Below are 20,068 nucleotides of genomic sequence, written 5' to 3'. Positions count from 1 at the left end.
TATTTACTTAGGCTATCTCTTTCTAATTATGAAACCAAACAACTTCAGATGCTTTTACATGTCTCATACATTAAAATCGAGTAATTTAATTGACTAGAAAAATAAACACTTTAACTTAAGCAAGCATTATTTGCTGCATTGGCGAATCCTGGATTACTTAATAAAGCAGCGACAAAAGTAGATAGAGTTCCTAATGCAGTTGCACCTGCTGTACCTAAGGCAGCAAGAACTGCCGGTCCAAACGCTATAGCCAATACAACTACCAAAGCTAGTCCAAGAGTATTAACCTTTATTCCAGTCTCTACATGAGTAGTTACTCCATTTTCATCTGTAAAATCATGAAATCCAAATAACTTTGTATCTCCCAATACACCAATATCTAGTCCTGCCCCCCATTTATTATCTTCATTATGAACACCAATATCTAGCCCTCCCCCTATACCATCTTCATTACCAATCACTACATTTGCATTTGCACTAACTCCATGAGAAAATGCTTCAACACTCGCTGAGGCATCCACCGATAGCCCATCTCCCCAGCTTAAGCCAACACTTGTCCCTTCGAAGCCAAAGCTTCCCCAAGGTGTATCTATAGAAGGTAAATTGATTGAAAATCCATCAACAGAACCATTTGTACTATTCAAAACAAAAATATTCCCTCCAGATTCTTCGGTCATTGATTGAGAAGACTCCGTATAAACTAATCCACCATCTATTTCTGGCCCTTGTACTTCAATAGTATTACTGGTTCCAAAGACATTTTCCCCTAACCAATTTCCTACATCACTCAAGCCTTGTCCGATATCATCCCAAGATGGCCAATTCCCATCTTTATCTACAAGATTTATCGGGTTATTCCAAACATAACTAAAAGCATTGAGTGTAGATGGCACAGTTAGTATTCCACTTATTTTATCCTCACTAATAAACCGCCCTTGCTCTTGATTATAATACCTCGCCTGTGCATAGTTCAGTCCGCTGATTTCATCCTGCTGATAACCAGTAAAACCAAAGACACCCGCTTGGCTTTGCTGCGCTACCCCAAACTCGTCATAGGCAAACAGCTCTTGGCTGCCACCAGCTGTCAATTGACGTAACGGACTGCCTAGCTCATCCAGCAGAAACTGCTCTTCCCCATCCATTGCCAATAATTGATTATCCCATAAATAGCTTTCTGTGTCTTCATTGACTTTTCGTTCCAATAGATTGTTGTAAGGCTTTGTCAAATCCAACACATACTGAATTTGCTTCAACGGCTCATCTGCTTTTACAATTGTCTGTCCTACACGATTCCGCAGTCCATTATAGTCATACGTGGCTTCTCCAACCGTTGGTTGAATGACCTTCGTCATCATATTTGTTGCATCGAACTCAAAAGATTTATGCAGGTGGTTATCTAATAATTCTTCCACTAGATTTCCCCGCTTATCATAACGCATAGTGCGACTTTGATTTGGCTGTTCTTGGTGTATCAATTGATTTAACGCATTGTACGTATAGTGTGTCGTTTGGTCTTTTTCACTTTTAGCAATGCGGTTGCCAAAGGCATCATACGTATATCTTCTGAGAGAATCTCCGTCTTTTTGAACCTCTGTCAATCGCTGTAAGGGGTCATAGTGATACAGGAACTGACCACTTTCCTCTAACAGTCCTTTTCTCTGCTTCTCAATGTGAGTTTTATTCCCTGCTTCATTGTAGTGATACTGATAATGCTCTAATACCTCGCCATGCTGCTGATGAACCAGCTCGGTCAATTGATACGCTGCATCATACTGATAAGAAGACGTAAGCCCAGCCGGCTGCTGCTTCTCAATCAGCTGACCACGTTCATTGTACCGATACGTATATTCTTGCTGGTCACTGCGTAATCTTGTTAGCTTACTTGAAGAATCATAGGTATAGGCGGCTTCTTTGCCGTCCGGATAGATAAGCTTGGTTCGATTCCCTAATGCGTCCCATTCATAGCGAAGCTGTTGGTCATCCGGGGTGGTCAGTTGTAAAATTCGGCCTAACGCATCCAGTTCCATCGTTGTTTTGCCCAGCCAGTCCTGCACTGCTACTAACTGCCGCAATTCATTGTATTGAAGCTGCACCTCTTTGCCGTCATCATAACGAATGGCGTTCATGCGTCCTGTCTCTGTGTAGGAAAGACGTGTATGGAACCCGTCCTTGTCAATCTTTTCAATTAAATGATTCTCTTCATCATAACGATAGCTTTCTTCGTTGCCGAGCGCATCAATAACTTGTGTCACATTCCCTAGAAGATCATAGTGATACATAGTTCTGCGATTCAATTGTTGAGCTTCTGTATAGTCTTTATCAATAGTCGGCTGTTCCATCTGAATCAGATTTCCTACTTCATCATAAGAATAGCTGGTAACATTTCCTAATGCATCCCTAACCTGTGCTAGCTCTCCCGTAGGAAGATAATCGTACTCAGTAATGGCTCCTGTCTCATCCTGAAACAGAACAACTCTGCCAGCTTCATCATAGCTGAATTTCTTCGTATGCCCAAGCGGGTTTGTAATAGCTGTTATTTGATTGAGTCGATCATAGCTGTAGTGGGTTGGACCTTGCATTCCTACTTGTTTTTCTATGACATTTTCATTGTTGTCATAGGTATACTGAATCGTCTCTCCCGCCGGGTACTGAACGGTTTTCAGCTTCCCACCTGGATAATAGTCGTAGGTCGTCACTCCACCGTTCGGATCCTCGACGGCTGCCACTTTTCCTAATGCGGTATACGTAAACCGCGTCTTGTGTCCTAATGGGTTCACTTGTTCCACTAGCTGTCCTATAGCATCATAACGAAAAGCGGTTGTCTGTCCTTTACTATCCATAATTGACGCGATTTTTCCAGAACGATCATACGTGTAGCGTGTTTCATGACCCGATGCATCGACTACTTTAGTTGGGCGATTTAATGCATCATAACGAAAGCTTCTTGTAGATTGACTAGGTCCAACAATTTCCAACGGGTTACCCACTGCATCATAAGTAACCATAGTACTATGCCCGAGAGCATTAGTTGTTTTCACCAACTGATTCAGTTGATTATATTGAAAAAGTGTCTCAGCCCCATTGGGCTGTCTAACCTTAGAAATGTTCCACATCAAATCATACTCAAGCTCCGTTATTCCGCCACGTGGGTTGACAACTTTTTCAATTTTTCCTAAATTATTATATTCCTGTATAGTGAGTGTACCGTCAAAATCTTTTATCTGTGTGATTTTGTTGATTCCATTATAGGTGTATTCTCTAGTGGCTCCTGCGGCATTAGTAATCGTTAACAGATTTCCTTGCTCATCATAGCTATACTGGCTGTCATTTCCGTTCGGATCAGTGGTTTGGATGACTTGATTGCGTTCATCGTACACATAATGTGCCAGACTGCCATTCGGTTGCCCAATGGTCTGGATATTCCCTCGTTCATCGTAGGTAAAGGTTAACTGACTGCCATCTGGCTGTCGTACTTCAATTGGTCGTTTCTGCCCATCGTAACGGATACTAGAAGTATGATTTAACGGATTTTTTACCTCGACCAGTTGGTTGTCTTCATAGCAGAAGCGGAATGTTCCGCCATTCGCTTGTCTGATCTGAATTGGATGATTCTGTTCATCGTACGTAAGGGTGACCGTTTCGCCCAAAGCGTTGGTGATATTCGTTTGATTGCCTCGTTCGTCATAGCTGTATTGCGTCTTGTTCCCCCGCTTATCCGTAAAGGCTACTAACTGATTCTGTCCGTTATAGACACTGACTTCTTCCCCATCTGCATAAACCGCTCGAGTATTTCGATACTGCTTATCCCGATAATAGGTGACTTGGTTGCCGTTTTGTTCTGTCACAGTAATGGTTTTCTGTTCATCCTCATACGCATACGTCATCACGCCCCCGTCAGGAAAGACCTGTCGAGTGGTTCGTCCCAGATAATCGTACGTATTTTGAACCAAGTCAATTCCCCGCGAGTTCGTCAGCGTGAGCAACTCCTTTTTATCATTGTACTGATAACGCAGGGTCTCTTTCGTCACACCGATTACTTTAATTAAACAGTCATTGGCATAGAAAAACTGGAGCTTTCGATTCGTTTGGTCCTTCACCATACTCAAATAGCCGTCTGGATGATAGCGAAAACGCAGATATCCTGACAAGCTGCTAACTTTTTTCAGTTGGTTTTGGCTATTGTAGGATAGAAGGATTTTCTGACCATTCTCCATCTCTTTTTGAATCCATTGTCCTTGTAGGTTAAACGAATAGACCGTTTGGTCTTCTAACGTTAACTGATAGCCTGTCGCTGTCTTCACTAATTGATGGGCAGGGAACAAGGGAGCGACGTAGTGATTTTCTTCCCGTTCCTCATAAAAGACCGCATTGCCGTCTTCCATCATGACTTTGAGCTGACCTTCTTTTTTTTTCGGATACAGCTGTACTTCGAAGCTATGTACCCAGTGTTCTCCTAACGCCCCACGATACTCATCCATGACATTATACGTGCGCTTGAATACTAAGGGTATTTCGCCGCGAACAGTCAGGTCTTCTTTATCTGCACTGAAATTACCCGTGGTTAAGTTTACTGGGTCTTTACTGTAATAAGCACTGACCACAGCCAACCCTTTCGATGTGTCTAATACGCGCTGCAGCGTCTTATCAATATCTGACATGCGCATGCCGTTTTGCATCCGCATTTTAGAGAGTGATTTTTTAAAAGAATCCACATCCTGAGCGGTAAAGCCGCCCTTGATAAAAGACTGGTATTCTTTAAATAGACTAGCCAGCTGATCTGCGGCACTTTGTAAATCATTCACATTGGCAGCTGCTGCCTGATCCAAAGCGGGCAGGTCATTCTGCAGTTTTTCTACATCACGCGTTAGCTTATCCAGCAGCTCCTGAAATTCGTCCTTTTCCAATTTCAATCCGGAGATACTTCCAGAGAGCTGACTGCTTTTTGCCTCAGAAGGAACTTGGCCAAGTAAAGACTGAAGGCTTTTAGCCTTACTTTCTGCTTCTGTACTAAATTCTTTGGCCGCCTGAAACAATTGTTCATAGGCCGTTTTTAACTCTGCGATAGCAGATAATAAAAATACGCGATCTTTTCCAACACTCATACTTGATTCTCCTACTCTTTTTATTTTTCGTCCTTTTACGACACAATCTGATCTCTACTCCGTGACAGTTTCTGGTCTTGTTCCTCGTACACATCGACTGCATTCAACAAGGATTGACACACCTCATAAAAAAAAGCTTCAGAAGCGGTTACAATCGCTTCTTCAGATTGAAATTGCTGTTTTAAAGCATCTACAAAGGCTCCTTCAGATTCTTGTAATATGCCGTTCATTTGGCTCATACTACTTTTAGCACTCTGTAAACTTCCACTTATCTGTGCCTGAATTCCTTGAATCTCACTTCTAGCTTGACTATGATTAATATTAATCTTACCCATTGATTGTTTGCCTCCTTTTAGCAGCTTGTATCTACATTGATAATTACGGTTTCATATTCCTGAATTACCGTTTTGGTTTGGGTAAATAGTTCCTTTAGTCGGGCAATCACATCCGAACTAACACCTTCCATTAATCCATCAATTTTTGGGGTTAATGCATCTGTATTTAATGCTCCTGCACTCAAACTCTTGGTAAGCTCAATAATTTTTTCATAGGCGTCAAGTAACTCTTGATGGCTTCGTTCTAAATCAGCTGCCACTTGTGTGAATTCCTGATCAATTACGGCAATTTTTCCACTCATTTTTTTCTCCTCCTTTGTTCTATAAGCTGGCCAGCTGACCCATGATACCTGATAAAATACCCTCTTGCGTCTGTTGGTAATTGGAAAGCTTACTGATCTGATCACTAATTCCTTCGATAACCTTTTCAACCTTTTTTATATTTTCTTCTAAGGTAGTCACTCCTTCTGGTAGTCTAGAGGCCTGCATCTCAGCAATCACTCCCTCAAATACTTTGGAGACACGTACCTCTTTCGCAATTTGACTAGATAAAGCACTATTTTTTTTCGCTGTTATTTGAGTCACTTCACTGGTTAGCTCGCTTTGTTTTGCTTGAAAGCTGGCTTTTAACTCAGATGCTTGATTAATTTTCTTACGTACTTTTACCGCCCGTTCATTCAACTCGCGCCGTTTTCGTTCCTTAGCAGCTCGTTTGGCTCTTTCCAACGCTTCCTTTTCTTTATCACTCATTTTCCGTGCTCCTTCCTCACTCCAATATTTCTTTTTATACAATATAGTTTACCACAACAAGCGAAAATTTTTTTTCAATTTTTTCTTAAAACTAAACATTTTTTGGTAAAAGTAACAATAACATGCTATTTGATTCTTTAAATTAATAACGAAAAAAAGACAAAGAATGCTTTTTATAACATTCTTTGTCTCTCGCTCTATTTTCTGTTTATCGTTTTAACTCTTCAATCATTTCTTTTTGCACAGATAAGGCTCTTTGAGCAAGAGCTTCATAGCGTTCCTTTTTATCTTTAATACGTGCAGGCAGCTCTGGAAACAGACCAAAGTTGGCGTTCATCGGTTGAAAGTGTTTACCTTCTGCATGGGTGATGTAATATGCCATACTCCCCATCGCTGTTTCTCTTGGAAAAATAACCGGCTCAGCTTCTTTCGCTAGACGCGCAGCATTGATGCCGGCAAGAAGACCACTGGCCGCACTCTCTACATAACCTTCTACTCCAGTCATTTGTCCTGCAAAGAACAAATCAGAACGTTTCTTTGTTTGATAGGTTGGCTCTAGTAATTCAGGAGAATTCATAAAACTATTTCGATGCATCACACCATAACGGACAAATTCAGCATTTTCCAACCCTGGAATCATTTGGAAAACCCGCTTTTGTTCGCCCCATTTTAGATGTGTCTGAAATCCAACGATATTATAAAGTGAAGCAGCGGCATTATCCTGTCTCAGCTGAATTACTGCATAAGGACGTTTCCCAGTTTTAGGATCTTCCAGCCCAACAGGCTTCATTGGACCAAAAAGCATCGTTTTAATCCCACGTTTAGCCATTACTTCAATTGGCATACAGCCTTCAAAAAACTTCTCTTTTTCAAAGGTTTTCAGCGGAACCACTTCTGCTTCAATTAATGCCTGATGGAACTGATTAAATTCTTCTTCAGTCATCGGACAATTTAAATAGGCCGCTTCTCCCTTGTCATACCGGGATTTTAAATAGACCTTATCCATATCAATTGTTGACTGATCAATAATTGGCGCCGCAGCATCGTAAAAATAAAAGCCTTCAGAACCATTAAATTCTTTAATTTTATCTGAAAGTCCTTCTGAAGTTAGCGGACCTGTTGCAATAATTGTAATCCCTTCAGGAATATCCGTAATTTCTTCATTTTTAACCGTAATCAGCGGATGATTCTTGATTCGCTCTGTGATTAACTTTGAAAAATTATCACGATCCACAGCTAGTGCTCCTCCTGCCGGCACAGCAGTTTCATCAGCTGAATGGATAATCACTGAGTTCAGCTGACGCATTTCTTCCTTCAAAACACCGACAGCATTTGTCAGGTTGTTCCCTCTCAAAGAATTAGAACATACTAGTTCGGCGAAGTCTTCTGTTTGATGGGCAGGAGTATTCTTTACAGGGCGCATCTCATAAAGCGTTACCGGAACGCCAGCCTGAGCGACTTGCCAAGCTGCCTCACTTCCTGCAAGACCTGCGCCAATCACCGTTACTGTTTTAGTCATTTATATCCTCTTTTCTTCAAAAATGAGTTTGGGACATAAGAAAATGCCCGAACTCTTCTTTCTCTAAAATCCGAATAAACGGCGTTCCAAAAGTAGCTCTCTCGGAAATAAGCCGAACTATCTCAAAAATATGAAAAGCTCCAGGTAGGTATCAATCAACATCTACTCGGTTCCCTTGTAGTGTTTCTTGACAATTTTCGGATAATTCGTCTTATTTCTCGGAGCTAAACACTTTTGTCTCGACCTCATTGATATATAGTTTATTTCTATCTTGAAACAACAGCTGAATCTGCTGCTAAGCGGCTATTTCTGAACATTTTCTTCATAATCGCCATTAATACAAACCACTTGCTTTCCGCCTTTAACCTTCTTCTCAACGAGATACTGATCACATTTTGGACAGTTTCTGCCAATTGGTTTATCCCATGATGTAAAGTCACAATCAGGATAGCGGCTGCAGCCATAGAACAGACGGTTCTTTTTCGATTTGCGTTCAATTACTTGACCTTCATGACAGACTGGACACACTACACCGATTTCCTTCACAATTGGCTTAGTATTTCGACAATCCGGAAAGTTGCTGCAGGCATAGAATTTTCCATAACGTCCTAACTTGATGACCATCGGATGACCACATACATCACAATCAAAACCAGCTGGTTCATCTTTGATTTGGATTTTTTCAATTTTTTCCTCTGCAGTTGCCAATTCTTTTTCAAAAGGTTTATAAAATTGATCAATTACCTTAATCCACTCTTCTTTTCCTTCTTCAATGTTATCCAAATCCTCTTCCATTGACGCAGTGAAATGAACGTCCACAATTTTAGGGAAGAACTCAACGATTAGCGAATTAACAATTTCACCAAGCTCTGTTGGTTCAAAGCGCTTATTCGTTAGCTTCACATAATAGCGCCGTTGAATCGTTTCCAGCGTTGGTGCATAAGTAGAAGGGCGACCTACACCGTTTTCCTCCAGCGTACGGATTAATGTCGCTTCGCTGAAACGTGCCGGCGGTTGCGTGAAGTGTTGTTTTGGTTCGATATCTACAGACTGGACTTTTTCTCCTGCTGTCATATCAGGAAGAATATTTTCTTTGTCTTCCTTCCCATCATCACGACCTTCAACGTACACCTGCATAAAACCTTTAAATTTCACCTTGGAACCATTTGCTATGAAAATCACGCCATTCTGCTCAAGGGTAACCTTCATAGTATCCAGGACAGCCGGCGTCATTTGACTGGCAACCATTCTTGACCAAATTAGCGTGTAGAGCTTCAGCTGATCCTTATCAAGATACTGTTTAATCTCATCAGGTGTTCTTAACACGCTGGATGGGCGAATTGCTTCATGGGCATCCTGTGCTCCCTGTGCATTTTTCGCTTTGCGTCCGCCGTGAGCAGAGTATTCTTTCCCATAAGTTTCTTCAATGTATGATGCAGCTTCAATTTTCGCTGAGTCCGCCAATCGAGTGGAGTCTGTACGCATGTACGTAATGAGACCCACAGTTCCTTGCTTGCCTAGTGCAATCCCTTCATACAGCTGTTGAGCAACCATCATGGTTTTTCTAGTACGAAAATTCAATTTTCTGGCAGCTTCTTGTTGTAGGCTACTAGTCGTAAACGGCAACGCAGGATTGCGTTTTCGCTCTTTCTTCTCAACCTTTGTAATATCATAATCTTTACCTTTGATACGACTGGTCACTTCTTTTACTGCTTCCGGATTCGGCAGTTTTTTCTTTTTGCCGTCTAATCCCCAAAAGTTCGCTTTAAACTTCTTTTTCCCTTTTTGGAAATTCCCGTCAATACTCCAGTATTCTTCTGGAACAAATTTTCTAATTTCCTGTTCCCGGTCTATAATAATTTTCAAAGCAACAGACTGTACTCGACCTGCGCTAAGTCCTTTTTTCACTTTACGCCAAAGAATCGGACTGATAGAATAGCCAACGATGCGATCCAATACGCGGCGTGCCTGCTGGGCATCCACTAAATCAACGTCAATTGCCCGTGGTTCTTTGAAGGCTGCCTTAACAGCTTCTTTAGTGATTTCGTTAAATACGACCCGGTTTTTATCATTAATATCCAAATTTAATAAGTGAGACAGATGCCAGGCAATAGCTTCTCCCTCTCTATCCGGATCGGCTGCAAGATAAACTTTATCTGCTTTTTTTGCGGCTGCTTTAAGTCCTTTAATCACATCGCCTTTTCCGCGAATTGAGATGTAATGCGGTTCATAATTATTTTCAAAATCGATACCCATTTTACTTTTTGGCAAATCACGAATATGCCCAACACTGGCAACGACTTTATAGTTTCTTCCTAAATATTTTTCAATCGTTTTGGCTTTTGCTGGTGATTCTACAATAACTAAGTATTTATACGCCATTAAACGTGCGGCTCCTTTCAGATTTCCTGTTCCTACTATTATATACAGTGAAAAACTTACAAATCGTAGTTCATCATATCGATTCATTTTGAGTTTGTCAAGGATTGATATAGCAATCTAACAAAAAAATCTCATTTCATTCAAAATATCTTCGGGAGAAAAAACACTATTTGCCCCTTCGTAAAGTAAGGTATGACAGCCTTCTGAATGAGGCAAAAAAATATTTCCCGGAACCACAAAAACCTCTCTGCCATATTCAAGGGCAGACTGCGCTGTAATGAGAGAACCACTGTTTTTACGTGCTTCAATCAGGCATGTGCCTCTGGCAAGCCCTGCAATAATTCGGTTTCGCATGGGAAAATGATGCTTCCGCGGCGGAGTGCCGTTGGGGTATTCACTAATAATCAGTTGTTCTTCCGCCATTCTTCTATGTAAAACAGCTGTTTCTCTAGGGTAGCAGCAGTCTAAGCCAGTGCCAACAACACCAATTGTTTTGCCTGCATTATTCATGGCAGCTTCATGACTTTTGCTATCAATTCCTTTAGCTAAGCCGCTGACAATGACCCAGCCGGCTGCAGCAATCGGCGGTATAAACTCTCTTACCACTTTTATTCCATAAGCAGAAGCATCGCGAGCACCAACAACTGCCAGTGCTTTTTCTTGAAGCAGGTTAATATTTCCTTTGTAAAAAAGAACTGCTGGACAATTGTATATTTCTTTTAAAAGAACCGGAAACTGAGCATCTAGAATAGTGAGAAACTGATGCTCTGATTGAAACTGTTTTACTTTCTCACCTAATTGATTTAACCGTTCCCAGGAGGCTAAAAACTGAGGTGCATATTTTTTTATTTCTGCAATTTGAAGCAATTCATTCTTGCTCAAATTTACATAATCATTTTCTATTATAAAGCTTAGAATCTTCAATATGCCTATGTTCCCGATTCCCTGACAGTTCACTAAACGAAATAATAATTCTCTCAACTCTTTATCCATAAAAAAAGCCTTCCTCTCAAATACTCAATCATTTATAAACCCTGTACCTTACAACGTTTTTTTCACAAGATTTACATAGATAGTATTTGCATAAGAAAGCTGTTTTCATTTTATTGGCATAAATCTTTAACTGGTGCAAATGTTCGCCGATGAATTGCACAAATCCCCTGTTTCTTCATTCCTTCAAGATGCTCTTTTGTCCCATATCCTGCATTTCTCTCAAAGCCGTATCCAGGAAAAACCTTAGAGTAATCCTCCATCAACCGATCTCGGCAAACCTTGGCAACAATACTGGCTGCAGCAATCGAAACTGAACGGGCATCCCCTTTAATCAGCTTTTTCTGCGGAATGGATAACTCTAGCTCCATTGCATCAATTAATAAGTAATCTGGTGTAAAATCAAGGTCCTTTACAGCCATTTTCATAGCTTTTTTGCTTGCCTGATAGATATTTATCTCATCGATTTCTTTATGATCAACCATTCCGATACCAATTGCAATTGCTTGACTTTGAATCTGATCATATAAGGCTTCTCTCTTCTTAATAGAAAGCTGTTTTGAATCATTCAGACCAAGCAGCTCACACTTTTCTGGTAAAATGACAGCTGCAGCCACTACTGGTCCAGCCAAAGGACCTCTGCCAACCTCATCGATGCCGGCAATTAAGCGGTGCCCTGCTTTTTTTGCTTCTTCTTCAAAAATAGAGAGCTGCTTAAATTGAGCAATTTCACTCTCCTGTTTGACCATACTTCTTTCCCATTGAGCTAAGGCCTGCTGTACACCAAGTCTCTCATCATCCTTCCAAAAAGTTAACCGTTGATCGTCTCGACGGTCAATCGTTTTTAGTTCTTCTTTGATGTCTTTGATAGATTCCTTATTCATCCAGCCCTGCTCCTAACTCTTCCCATCGGTCTAATGTATATGCACCCAGCTTGCCGCTGCGGATTTCCTGAACAATCATCTCGCTTGCACGATCATAGTCGTCCTTGAAGCCTCTTTTTTTAGTAATCAGCATCAATAGTTCCGGAGCAGGTAAAAATAAATCTTCTTCGGTAAGCTGATAGCGTTCAAGTAAGCGCTCAGGATAGAAACGAGCAAAAAAGGTTAGCCCATAAATAGCTAAATCATCAAAATGAAGCAGCTGATCTTTGATTGCACCTGTTAATGCCAATTTTTTTCCAATCGCTGCATCTTCAAATTTTGGCCATAAAATCCCTGGAGTATCAAGTAATTCTAAATCCTTACCCGATTTTAGCCATTGCTGACCTTTAGTGACTCCCGGTTTGTTCCCTGTCTGAGCAATTTTCTTACCTACGAGCCGATTCATTAATGTCGATTTGCCTACATTGGGGATGCCTATACACATTGCTCGAATAGCCCGCGGCTTCAACCCGCGGCTTCGGTCCCGTTCGATTTTATTCTTCAGTGCCTTTTTTGCTTCTGGAACAATCTTGTTGATTCCCTGATTCTGTTGAGAATTGATTATCAGTGTGTGAAATCCTTTTTCTCTAAAATAATCCTGCCATTTTCTATTCTGATCCGGATCTGCCAAATCCCCCTTGTTTAGTAGAACCAAGCGAGGCTTTTGCTGCACAATCTGATCCATCATTGGATTTCTTGAAGAGATTGGTAATCGAGCGTCCACTAGTTCAAAAATAATATCTACAAATTTTATCTTTTCCGACACTTCTCTCCGGGCTTTCGCCATATGACCTGGAAACCATTGTATTGTCATGTTTTCACCTATCTAACTAATAATTTTTATATGATTAAATGGATAATATACAAATCTTGCTTTACCTAAGATGTACTTGCTTTCAACAGCCCCAAATGATCGGCTATCCTTTGACATTCTTCGATTATCACCCAAAACAAAATAACTATCCCCGCTCAAATTCTCCTGATTCATTAAATCAGCAAGATTAAAGTTCGTAGTATATGGTTCTGTATCCGACTTTGTTTTCCTTCCTTTTTTCAAGAAAGGTTCAGCTACTTTTTCGCCATTAATATAAAGCTGATCTTTTTCGTAGCGAATTTCATCTCCCGGAAGACCAATTACTCGTTTTACATAAATTTCGCCATCCGGCAATTGAAAGACAATCACATCAAAGCGCTGAATAGCTGTGAATTTTTCCATCAGCACCATATCTCCCTGACTAAGATTCGGTTTCATAGAACTTCCGTCAATTGGCACAGGAATCAGGATAAAACCGCGAACAATAAATAAAAGAACAAGCGATGGTATCAGCAGTTTTATAAATGAAATGAGATACCCTATATAACTTTTCCTTTTCTCCATAGATTTCGGACCTTCTTCCATTGTAATATAGCAGAAACCTAATAGCTGTTCAATGAAAAATTTACTTTTGTAATTGCTCAATAGCTGTGTTATAGGCTCCGTCATTATTTTGAATTTTTACTTTCAGCAGCCCTTCAATTTGTTCTGCTGTGGTTTCATCCACTTCTCCAGAAACCGGCAGCGCTTGATCCGTCTGAATAGATTCAACTGCTTGCTTCGTTTTCTCGTTAAAATCAGCTGTTTCATCTACATCAAAATCAAGAGCTTTCAGCATTTTATTCAGATTTGCAACAATTTCTGACTGATCCCCTTGCCTCAAAATACTACTTCTGGAGATTGGAGCTAGATAAGCATACTCTGGAAAGTCTGCTTCAATAGTAGGGGCCAATCCCTTCTCATGAATCCAATTCCCCTCTGGTGTCAGCCATTTCAAAATAGACAGCTTGAGACTAGTCTCCTGTCCAACTCCTTTAACTGTTTGGACTGTCCCTTTACCAAAAGTCTTCGTTCCAATCACTTTCACCTTGCCCGATTCCTTCAGTGCTGCTGCAAAAATTTCCGATGCGCTTGCACTTCCGCCATCGACTAATACTACAACCGGTTCCTCCACTTTAAAACCATCGTCTAACTCAGAGGATGCTTTGCTTTCAATTATATTACCAGCTTTATCTTCAAACTGGACAATCGTCTGACCGTCCTTTAAAAACATACTTGACATTTTTTCCACTTGATCCAGTAAACCGCCCGGATTTTGTCGAAGATCAATAATGAATGATACGGCACCTTCTTTACGCAAATCCTTTACTGCGGTTTTCAACTCTTCAAATGTCTTGCCGCCAAAAGAAGAAATGCGAATGTTTCCTATTGTTTTATCCATTTCATCCAACGCTGCACTGACAGTGGTTAGAGGGATTGTATCTCTGGTAATCGTCAATTCAAAAGTCGCTTCCCCACGTAAAATTTCTAAGCGGACATCACTGCCTTTTTCTCCTCTAATTTTACTAACTGATTCAGACAATGTTGCTCCTTCTGTAGCATCCCCATCAATTTTCAGAATCTGATCCTCCATTTTCAAGCCGGCTTTCTCAGCAGGAGAGCCTTCAATCGGTGCCTGCATAACAGTAAGAATGTCATCTTCTAAACCAAGGGTTGCACCAATCCCTTCAAAGCTTCCGGAAACCTCTTCTTCCAAAGCAGTCGATTCCTCTTTTCCCAGATAGGAAGAGTAGGGATCATCTAAGGATTCCATCATTCCTTTTAATGCCCCTTCAACCAGCTCTTCTTTATCGACTTTTCCTACATAATCTTCCAGAATACTGTTATACAGCTGGCTTACTTCTCTTAGGTTTTCTTCTTCTGAGGGTTGATTAACTATGTAGCTCTGAAGAACACTTCTAAACAGAATAAAACTGCCCCCGCCGACAATAATTGCTGTACAAATAATTGAAATTATATATTGATAATAAGGCACCTGCCGTTGTTTTTTCATTGTCTCGCTCCCTTTTCCGGTTCTCTGTATACTGCTGACCGATTCTTATAGTTTACCATGAAAAAGCGAATGAAAAAAGGGCACAACACAGAACTTCCTGATAAAACAACCGGCTTTTTTCTTTCCCTCCCTACTCTAGCCCATCAAGCATTTTCATGAATAAGAAGTATTTAAGCGATGAAGTCCAACAAATGATACAACCTTTTCGCAATCAGGCTAGTCAAAAAGTAAATTTTCCCGAAACATAGGCAACACAGCAATGTTTACGTTGCATTTTTAGAATATAAAAAAGATGAAAAACTCCTATTTTTTAGAAGAGCTTTTCATCCTTTTTCTTTATTTATTATTTTCCAAATATTTTTCCCACAGCTCATCAAAAACTGTCATTGTCGGCAAATAATTTACCTCCATTTCCAAATAGGAGGAAATTTCATGATAATCCTCTGAATGCTTTGGAAAGCGAATATCTTTAGCAGCTGCATTGGCAAATTGAGTTTCATAATCTGCTGCTGGACCTTTTAGTGTAACCAAATAATGATAAAAGCTTCTTCTCATTCCAGTCCTCTTTTCCAATTTTCTTTTAAAAAGCTGCCGCGCCGTTCGTGGGAACGCTCATATCGCTCTGGTTCTTTTTTGTAAAAATCCTGATGATAATCTTCTGCAGGATAAAAAGTTTCAGCTGGTTCAATGGTTGTCACAATCGGTTTAGTAAAACGACCGCTGTTCTGCAGCCTTTCCTTGCTCTTTTCAGCAATCTGCCGTTGTTCTTCATTCCCGTAAAAAATCACCGGACGATAATTGTCGCCACGGTCTTCAAATTGACCCAGCGCATCTGTTGGATCTGTCTGCTGCCAGTAAATCTCAACCAGCTCAGCATACGAAATAATTTCTGGATCAAATAAAATCTCCACGGCTTCCGTATGACCAGTTGTGTGATTTTTTACCTGTTCATAGGTCGGATTAACTACATGTCCTCCTGTATAACCGGAAGTCACTGAATAAATCCCCGGCTGTTGATCAAAGGGCTGAATCATACACCAGAAACAACCGCCGGCAAAAATTGCTTTTTCGCTCATTTCTTTTCCTCCCCCTACTCTTCCAATGATGATGTGCTGGTTGTACTGTCTTCAGTACTTGTTTTATCTATTTCAGGAAGGTATACACTTATTTGAATATCATCATCAATTAAATTAATTTTATCCGCCCGAATAAATAGACCATTTTGCATTTGGAATTTATCAAGCCGAAGCAAAATCGTTTTTTCATCCGGATTGACTTCCACCCACTCCGGCAGCTTATAATCCCGCTGAACAAATTGCAGAATATCTTTAATCGGCAGACCTAAAGTACCTACAGATAGACTTTTGGCTTTCAATTGAACATTTCCATCATCCATAACGTAAGGATCAAAATACAGGTTAAACTGAATCGGGTAACCCAATACCTTAAACGTTCCCGTCAGCATAGCTTCATTCTCCAAATAAAAATCATAGCTAATATCTGAGTCCTTTTGGAAATCTTCTAAAAAGAATTCAATCAGCTGATTAATCTGTTCTTTATTTGACTGAATACTTAAAATTGGTGAACCTGATCTCTCAACAGTCTTTGAAGATTTATAATCCGGTTCTCTTACCTGTGTCATTCTGATGCCAATAAATAGAAGGCAGCCGACTATGATTCCAACAATCGATAGAAAGGCCACTTTCCATGGGTTAATCTGTTTCTGTTTATTTTTCTTGTTCGTGTCTCTTTTTCTTCTAACCTGTGGTTCTTTTTCCTCAGTCATCCTTAGTTGTCACTCTCCTTAGGCAGCCATTGATCCTTTGTGTTGATCATTTCTTCCCGAACTGCATTCGCCATCAGCTGATAGCCAAGATTGTTCGGATGAAAATGATCTTCTTCATAGATTGCATCATTCGTTATTTCTGTATCACTGGTGTCGCCCTCTACACCGGTTACACCTACATCGCCGTTTACGCCTTTATAAAGCAAATCATTAATTGGAATGAAATACATTTCTGAGTATCCGCTCACCGTTTCTTCTGTTCCAGCATTCCAGTTATTTACAATCTGCTGCATTTCGATAATCTCAGGGAAATATAGATAAAATGGATTATAAATCCCTAATACATAAATTGGTGCAGTCTCATTATATTTTCTGATTTCATCAAATAATGAGACCAGCTGATCCTGATATTTTTTCAGCGGTTTAGTAAAAGAATCCGTTGTTAGATTAAAAACATCTCCTTTGATAACCTTCATTAAATCATTACCGCCAACTGTTACTGTAATCATATCTGCGGCAGTCAACTGTTTTTGAATAGCCTCATTCTTTTTAATCCGTTTTAGAATTTGATCGCTGCGGTCACCGTTTTTACCAAAATTTTCCACCTCTACAGCATTTAATTTATAACGCTCCTCAATATCCCGCGCTACAATAGGTACAAAACCTCCTGAAGCAGTTGGATCACCAATCCCTTCAGTCAACGAGTCGCCAATTGCAACATATTTAACAAGTTCTTTGTTGTTCTTATTTGGATTCTCATTCGTTTTTTGATTAAAATACGGCTGGGCTTTTGGAACAAAAACTAAAAGCAGTATCAGCGTAAGAAAGGCCGCGCCGAACGGAAGTACCAGCAGCCCCCATTTTGTTTGAAAAAATCGCTTCATTTTATCCCTCTTTCATTGGAAAAAAGGGGCTGAGATCTAAAACAATCGCAGCCGCCTCATCAAACATTCATTTATAAAATTGTAGAACAAACTACTTTACTACGGATTGTTCAAAGGAACCGCTCTGATATAGAACCAATCGTTGTTCAATCCATAGTGTAACTGTTTAGCTTGTGTAATACATAATCGCAAAAGCACCTTTGCCTGTATGAGTAGCGATAACAGGATTAGTATGCAGAACAGGAATATCCATATCTGGAAACAGCTTTTGCAGTCCTTCTTTAAAATAATTAGCCAATTCTAATCCCTCAGCATGAGAAATACCAATCTGACGTACATTTGAAAGTTTTTCCAATTCCAGCTTCAACTCGTCAAACCACTTATTGAAAGTTTTAACTCCTCGTCCTTTAATGACAGGAATTAATTCTGTATGATCGAAATCCATGACTACCTTCATATTGAAAATATTTGACAACAACCCTGTCGCCCGGCTAATGCGGCCGCCTTTTACTAAATTATCCAGCGTTGATATTCCAATAAAAAGCTTTGTATTTTCCTTTACTCTTTCAATTTCAGCCAAAATTTCCGGTACACCAGCACCATTTGCGGCTAGTTTTGCGGCTTCAATTACTTGGAAAGATAATCCCTGATCAGTAAAATCACTGTCTATAACAGTTACCTTGCTTGATGTCAGATTGCCCGCCTGTCTTGCAGCTTCAACTGTTCCGCTCAATGCTTTGGTCATATGAATTGAAATTATTTCGCTTCCGTCACTTCCCAGCTCATCATAAAGCTCCACAAACTCTCCGATAGGCGGCTGACTGGTTTTTGGTAAAGCTTTTGCTTTATCCATCATAGTCATAAACTGGCTTCCTTCTAAATGATCATCATCTGGGTAGACAACACCATCTATCATTACAGATAGAGGAATCATATGGATATTCAAGGCTTCCCGGACTTCCTTTCTCATCGTACAGGAAGAATCAGTTACAATCTTTACATTTGTCATAAATTAACCACTCTTTCTTTAAAAACAACCTACATTCGTGTTAGAATGGATACAAGGTTTAGGTTATGGATATAGTATAACAGACCAAAAAAATTTTTTCATCAAATTAAAGTGAAGGAAGTTGATTTCTTGGAAAAAACTGAATTTTCTCGAAAGTATTTGATTTTGAACGAGGTGCTCAATGCAGTTACCCATGGTATCGGCTTTGGCTTAAGTATAGCAGGTTTAATCATTTTATTGGTTAAAGGAGCTCAGATGGGTTCCGCCCTTCGGGTCGTTTCATATGCCTTATACGGCTCTACATTGATTCTGCTATTTTTATCCTCCACATTGTTCCACAGTCTAATTTTCACAAAAGCGAAAAAAGTATTTCAGGTTTTTGATCACAGCTCTATTTTCCTGCTGATTGCTGGAAGCTATACACCTTTTTGCTTACTCAGCGTTCAAGGCTGGCTAGGCTGGACATTGTTTGGACTGATTTGGGCATTGGCAATTTTTGGTGTGGTCTACAAATCTGTTACACTGCATAAACAGGATACTGTAAAAAATGCATCAACGATTATCTATATTATCATGGGCTGGCTCTGTTTAATTGCCGCTAAACCGCTCTATGAAAGTCTGAGCTTCACTGGTCTGGCTCTTTTAGTTGCCGGCGGTGTTTCTTACACATTAGGCGCTCTCTTCTATAGCTTGAAAGGTGTTCGCTTTATGCATGTTGTTTGGCACCTTTTTGTCATGGCTGGTGCAGGCTTTATGTATTTCTCAATTTTATTTTTTACCTAGTTGTTGCGAATTTTCTATTTAAGGGATAGCAGCTGCTTTGGTATATCTTTTACTTTAAGTTAACTGACTGAGTTATAGTCCATTGGACTAATGACTCAGTTTTTTTGTTTCTGCCGCCTATATCCTCAGCCAGCCGCTCACCTATTTCCTAAATATACAGATGCTTGTTTGCCTTCGATTATTTCACTGCAAATCAATAACATCCGTTCTTTAAAAACACCAAAAATAATTTTAAATATTTGAGCGTTCCCTCTTTACAAACCGAACAAACATTCGTATAATATTCTTACGAACACTCGTTCGATTAATTTGTGAGGTGATGAAAATGAAAGCACTACGTCGTGGCGGCTTTATATTTTTTGTTTTATTGATTGGTATTTTTCTAGGTACATTGGGCTTACAGTCTGCGCTGCTTATCGTCAGCCCACTATTTATCATCTGGTTTATGCTTTGGGATGAGAAACGTTATGTTCAACATCGCAGAAGAGAAGAAGATCAGCACTATGTTTATCGAAAATATCATTAAGATAATTATATATAAATAACCTTAGGATTCTCCCCCCTTTTCCCAAAACTGTGACTAGTCCGTACTCCTGTTAATTGACTAGTCTCCATTAAGGGAAATAACCTTTAAATAGTTTTCTTTGGATACACCTATCGTAAAGCTAAAAAAGAAAGCAGCCTATATTTCAGCTGCTTTCTTTTTTAGCTTTATTTTTGTGTTGGCAGACAATTCTT

Annotated in this window: 18 protein-coding genes; 2 read left to right on the top strand and 16 right to left on the bottom strand. The window is 40.0% G+C overall.

The window, feature by feature from the left end:
- Positions 1-110 precede the first annotated feature (110 nt).
- From ACYSNQ_RS03610 to ACYSNQ_RS03535, 16 genes are all read right to left on the bottom strand, one after another.
- On the bottom strand, positions 111-5,102 hold the full coding sequence (locus tag ACYSNQ_RS03610; RefSeq protein WP_426081440.1) for a DUF6531 domain-containing protein: 4,992 nt from the start codon (positions 5,100-5,102) through the stop codon (positions 111-113).
- 35 nt (positions 5,103-5,137) lie between these two features.
- Positions 5,138-5,437, bottom strand: a complete 300-nt coding sequence (locus ACYSNQ_RS03605; protein ID WP_426081439.1) for a hypothetical protein — start codon at positions 5,435-5,437, stop codon at positions 5,138-5,140.
- Positions 5,438-5,454: 17 nt separating this feature from the next.
- Positions 5,455-5,739, bottom strand: coding sequence for a hypothetical protein (locus ACYSNQ_RS03600; protein WP_426081438.1), 285 nt, complete (start codon positions 5,737-5,739; stop codon positions 5,455-5,457).
- Between the two features lie 19 nt (positions 5,740-5,758).
- Positions 5,759-6,187, bottom strand: a complete 429-nt coding sequence (locus tag ACYSNQ_RS03595) for a hypothetical protein (RefSeq protein WP_426081437.1) — start codon at positions 6,185-6,187, stop codon at positions 5,759-5,761.
- Positions 6,188-6,395: 208 nt separating this feature from the next.
- Positions 6,396-7,706, bottom strand: a complete 1,311-nt coding sequence (trmFO, locus tag ACYSNQ_RS03590) for an FADH(2)-oxidizing methylenetetrahydrofolate--tRNA-(uracil(54)-C(5))-methyltransferase TrmFO (RefSeq protein WP_426081436.1) — start codon at positions 7,704-7,706, stop codon at positions 6,396-6,398.
- A 303-nt stretch (positions 7,707-8,009) separates the two neighbouring features.
- On the bottom strand, positions 8,010-10,088 hold the full coding sequence (topA, locus tag ACYSNQ_RS03585) for a type I DNA topoisomerase (RefSeq protein WP_426081434.1): 2,079 nt from the start codon (positions 10,086-10,088) through the stop codon (positions 8,010-8,012).
- A 117-nt stretch (positions 10,089-10,205) separates the two neighbouring features.
- A complete protein-coding gene (gene dprA / locus ACYSNQ_RS03580; RefSeq protein ID WP_426081432.1) occupies positions 10,206-11,081 on the bottom strand; it encodes a DNA-processing protein DprA in 876 nt (291 codons plus the stop codon).
- A gap of 110 nt (positions 11,082-11,191) precedes the next feature.
- The gene (locus ACYSNQ_RS03575; RefSeq protein WP_426081431.1) at positions 11,192-11,962 is read right to left on the bottom strand and encodes a ribonuclease HII; all 771 of its coding nucleotides are present in this window, start codon (positions 11,960-11,962) and stop codon (positions 11,192-11,194) included.
- Positions 11,955-12,815 (bottom strand): ribosome biogenesis GTPase YlqF, encoded by an 861-nt coding sequence (gene ylqF / locus ACYSNQ_RS03570; protein WP_426081430.1) that lies wholly within the window; start codon positions 12,813-12,815, stop codon positions 11,955-11,957. Before ylqF ends, ACYSNQ_RS03575 begins: the two co-directional genes overlap by 8 nt.
- Positions 12,816-12,827: 12 nt before the next feature.
- Entirely contained in the window at positions 12,828-13,379 is a 552-nt protein-coding gene (gene lepB, locus ACYSNQ_RS03565; protein ID WP_426081429.1) for a signal peptidase I, read from the bottom strand.
- 61 nt (positions 13,380-13,440) lie between these two features.
- A complete protein-coding gene (locus ACYSNQ_RS03560; protein WP_426081428.1) occupies positions 13,441-14,868 on the bottom strand; it encodes a S41 family peptidase in 1,428 nt (475 codons plus the stop codon).
- Between the two features lie 336 nt (positions 14,869-15,204).
- On the bottom strand, positions 15,205-15,423 hold the full coding sequence (locus ACYSNQ_RS03555; RefSeq protein WP_426081427.1) for a YozE family protein: 219 nt from the start codon (positions 15,421-15,423) through the stop codon (positions 15,205-15,207).
- Positions 15,420-15,944, bottom strand: coding sequence for a peptide-methionine (S)-S-oxide reductase MsrA (gene msrA, locus ACYSNQ_RS03550; protein WP_426081426.1), 525 nt, complete (start codon positions 15,942-15,944; stop codon positions 15,420-15,422). The genes ACYSNQ_RS03555 and msrA overlap by 4 nt, the downstream gene beginning before the upstream one ends.
- A 14-nt stretch (positions 15,945-15,958) precedes the next feature.
- Positions 15,959-16,654 carry a YpmS family protein gene (locus ACYSNQ_RS03545; protein ID WP_426081425.1) on the bottom strand — a complete coding sequence of 232 codons (696 nt, stop codon included), beginning with the start codon at positions 16,652-16,654 and terminating at the stop codon, positions 15,959-15,961.
- A gap of 2 nt (positions 16,655-16,656) precedes the next feature.
- On the bottom strand, positions 16,657-17,538 hold the full coding sequence (locus ACYSNQ_RS03540; protein ID WP_426081424.1) for an SGNH/GDSL hydrolase family protein: 882 nt from the start codon (positions 17,536-17,538) through the stop codon (positions 16,657-16,659).
- Positions 17,539-17,704: 166 nt separating this feature from the next.
- Positions 17,705-18,547 carry a DegV family protein gene (locus ACYSNQ_RS03535; RefSeq protein WP_426081423.1) on the bottom strand — a complete coding sequence of 281 codons (843 nt, stop codon included), beginning with the start codon at positions 18,545-18,547 and terminating at the stop codon, positions 17,705-17,707.
- A gap of 129 nt (positions 18,548-18,676) precedes the next feature.
- On the opposite strand from ACYSNQ_RS03535, the gene trhA reads away from it, so the two are divergent.
- Both trhA and ACYSNQ_RS03525 read left to right on the top strand, forming a co-directional pair.
- Entirely contained in the window at positions 18,677-19,330 is a 654-nt protein-coding gene (gene trhA / locus ACYSNQ_RS03530) for a PAQR family membrane homeostasis protein TrhA (protein WP_426081422.1), read from the top strand.
- Positions 19,331-19,655: 325 nt separating this feature from the next.
- Positions 19,656-19,856: a hypothetical protein gene (locus tag ACYSNQ_RS03525; RefSeq protein ID WP_426081421.1), complete on the top strand. Its 201-nt coding sequence runs from the start codon at positions 19,656-19,658 to the stop codon at positions 19,854-19,856.
- The last annotated feature ends 212 nt before the right edge of the window (positions 19,857-20,068 follow it).

The sequence above is a fragment of the Enterococcus sp. LJL51 genome (genome assembly GCF_054871795.1).
Note: the sequence above shows the minus strand (reverse complement) of the source record. Positions and strands in the feature narration are given on the sequence as shown.

Coding starts and splice junctions, on each gene's coding strand:
- topA (WP_426081434.1), bottom strand. CDS start 10,088: ATGGCGTATAAATACTTAGTTATTGTAGAATCACCAGCAAAAGCCAAA.
- ACYSNQ_RS03525 (WP_426081421.1), top strand. CDS start 19,656: ATGAAAGCACTACGTCGTGGCGGCTTTATATTTTTTGTTTTATTGATT.
- ACYSNQ_RS03610 (WP_426081440.1), bottom strand. CDS start 5,102: ATGAGTGTTGGAAAAGATCGCGTATTTTTATTATCTGCTATCGCAGAG.
- ACYSNQ_RS03560 (WP_426081428.1), bottom strand. CDS start 14,868: ATGAAAAAACAACGGCAGGTGCCTTATTATCAATATATAATTTCAATT.
- ACYSNQ_RS03575 (WP_426081431.1), bottom strand. CDS start 11,962: ATGAATAAGGAATCTATCAAAGACATCAAAGAAGAACTAAAAACGATT.
- ylqF (WP_426081430.1), bottom strand. CDS start 12,815: ATGACAATACAATGGTTTCCAGGTCATATGGCGAAAGCCCGGAGAGAA.
- ACYSNQ_RS03545 (WP_426081425.1), bottom strand. CDS start 16,654: ATGACTGAGGAAAAAGAACCACAGGTTAGAAGAAAAAGAGACACGAAC.
- dprA (WP_426081432.1), bottom strand. CDS start 11,081: ATGGATAAAGAGTTGAGAGAATTATTATTTCGTTTAGTGAACTGTCAG.
- ACYSNQ_RS03555 (WP_426081427.1), bottom strand. CDS start 15,423: ATGAGAAGAAGCTTTTATCATTATTTGGTTACACTAAAAGGTCCAGCA.
- ACYSNQ_RS03595 (WP_426081437.1), bottom strand. CDS start 6,187: ATGAGTGATAAAGAAAAGGAAGCGTTGGAAAGAGCCAAACGAGCTGCT.
- ACYSNQ_RS03600 (WP_426081438.1), bottom strand. CDS start 5,739: ATGAGTGGAAAAATTGCCGTAATTGATCAGGAATTCACACAAGTGGCA.
- trmFO (WP_426081436.1), bottom strand. CDS start 7,706: ATGACTAAAACAGTAACGGTGATTGGCGCAGGTCTTGCAGGAAGTGAG.
- ACYSNQ_RS03540 (WP_426081424.1), bottom strand. CDS start 17,538: ATGAAGCGATTTTTTCAAACAAAATGGGGGCTGCTGGTACTTCCGTTC.
- ACYSNQ_RS03605 (WP_426081439.1), bottom strand. CDS start 5,437: ATGGGTAAGATTAATATTAATCATAGTCAAGCTAGAAGTGAGATTCAA.
- lepB (WP_426081429.1), bottom strand. CDS start 13,379: ATGGAGAAAAGGAAAAGTTATATAGGGTATCTCATTTCATTTATAAAA.
- ACYSNQ_RS03535 (WP_426081423.1), bottom strand. CDS start 18,547: ATGACAAATGTAAAGATTGTAACTGATTCTTCCTGTACGATGAGAAAG.
- msrA (WP_426081426.1), bottom strand. CDS start 15,944: ATGAGCGAAAAAGCAATTTTTGCCGGCGGTTGTTTCTGGTGTATGATT.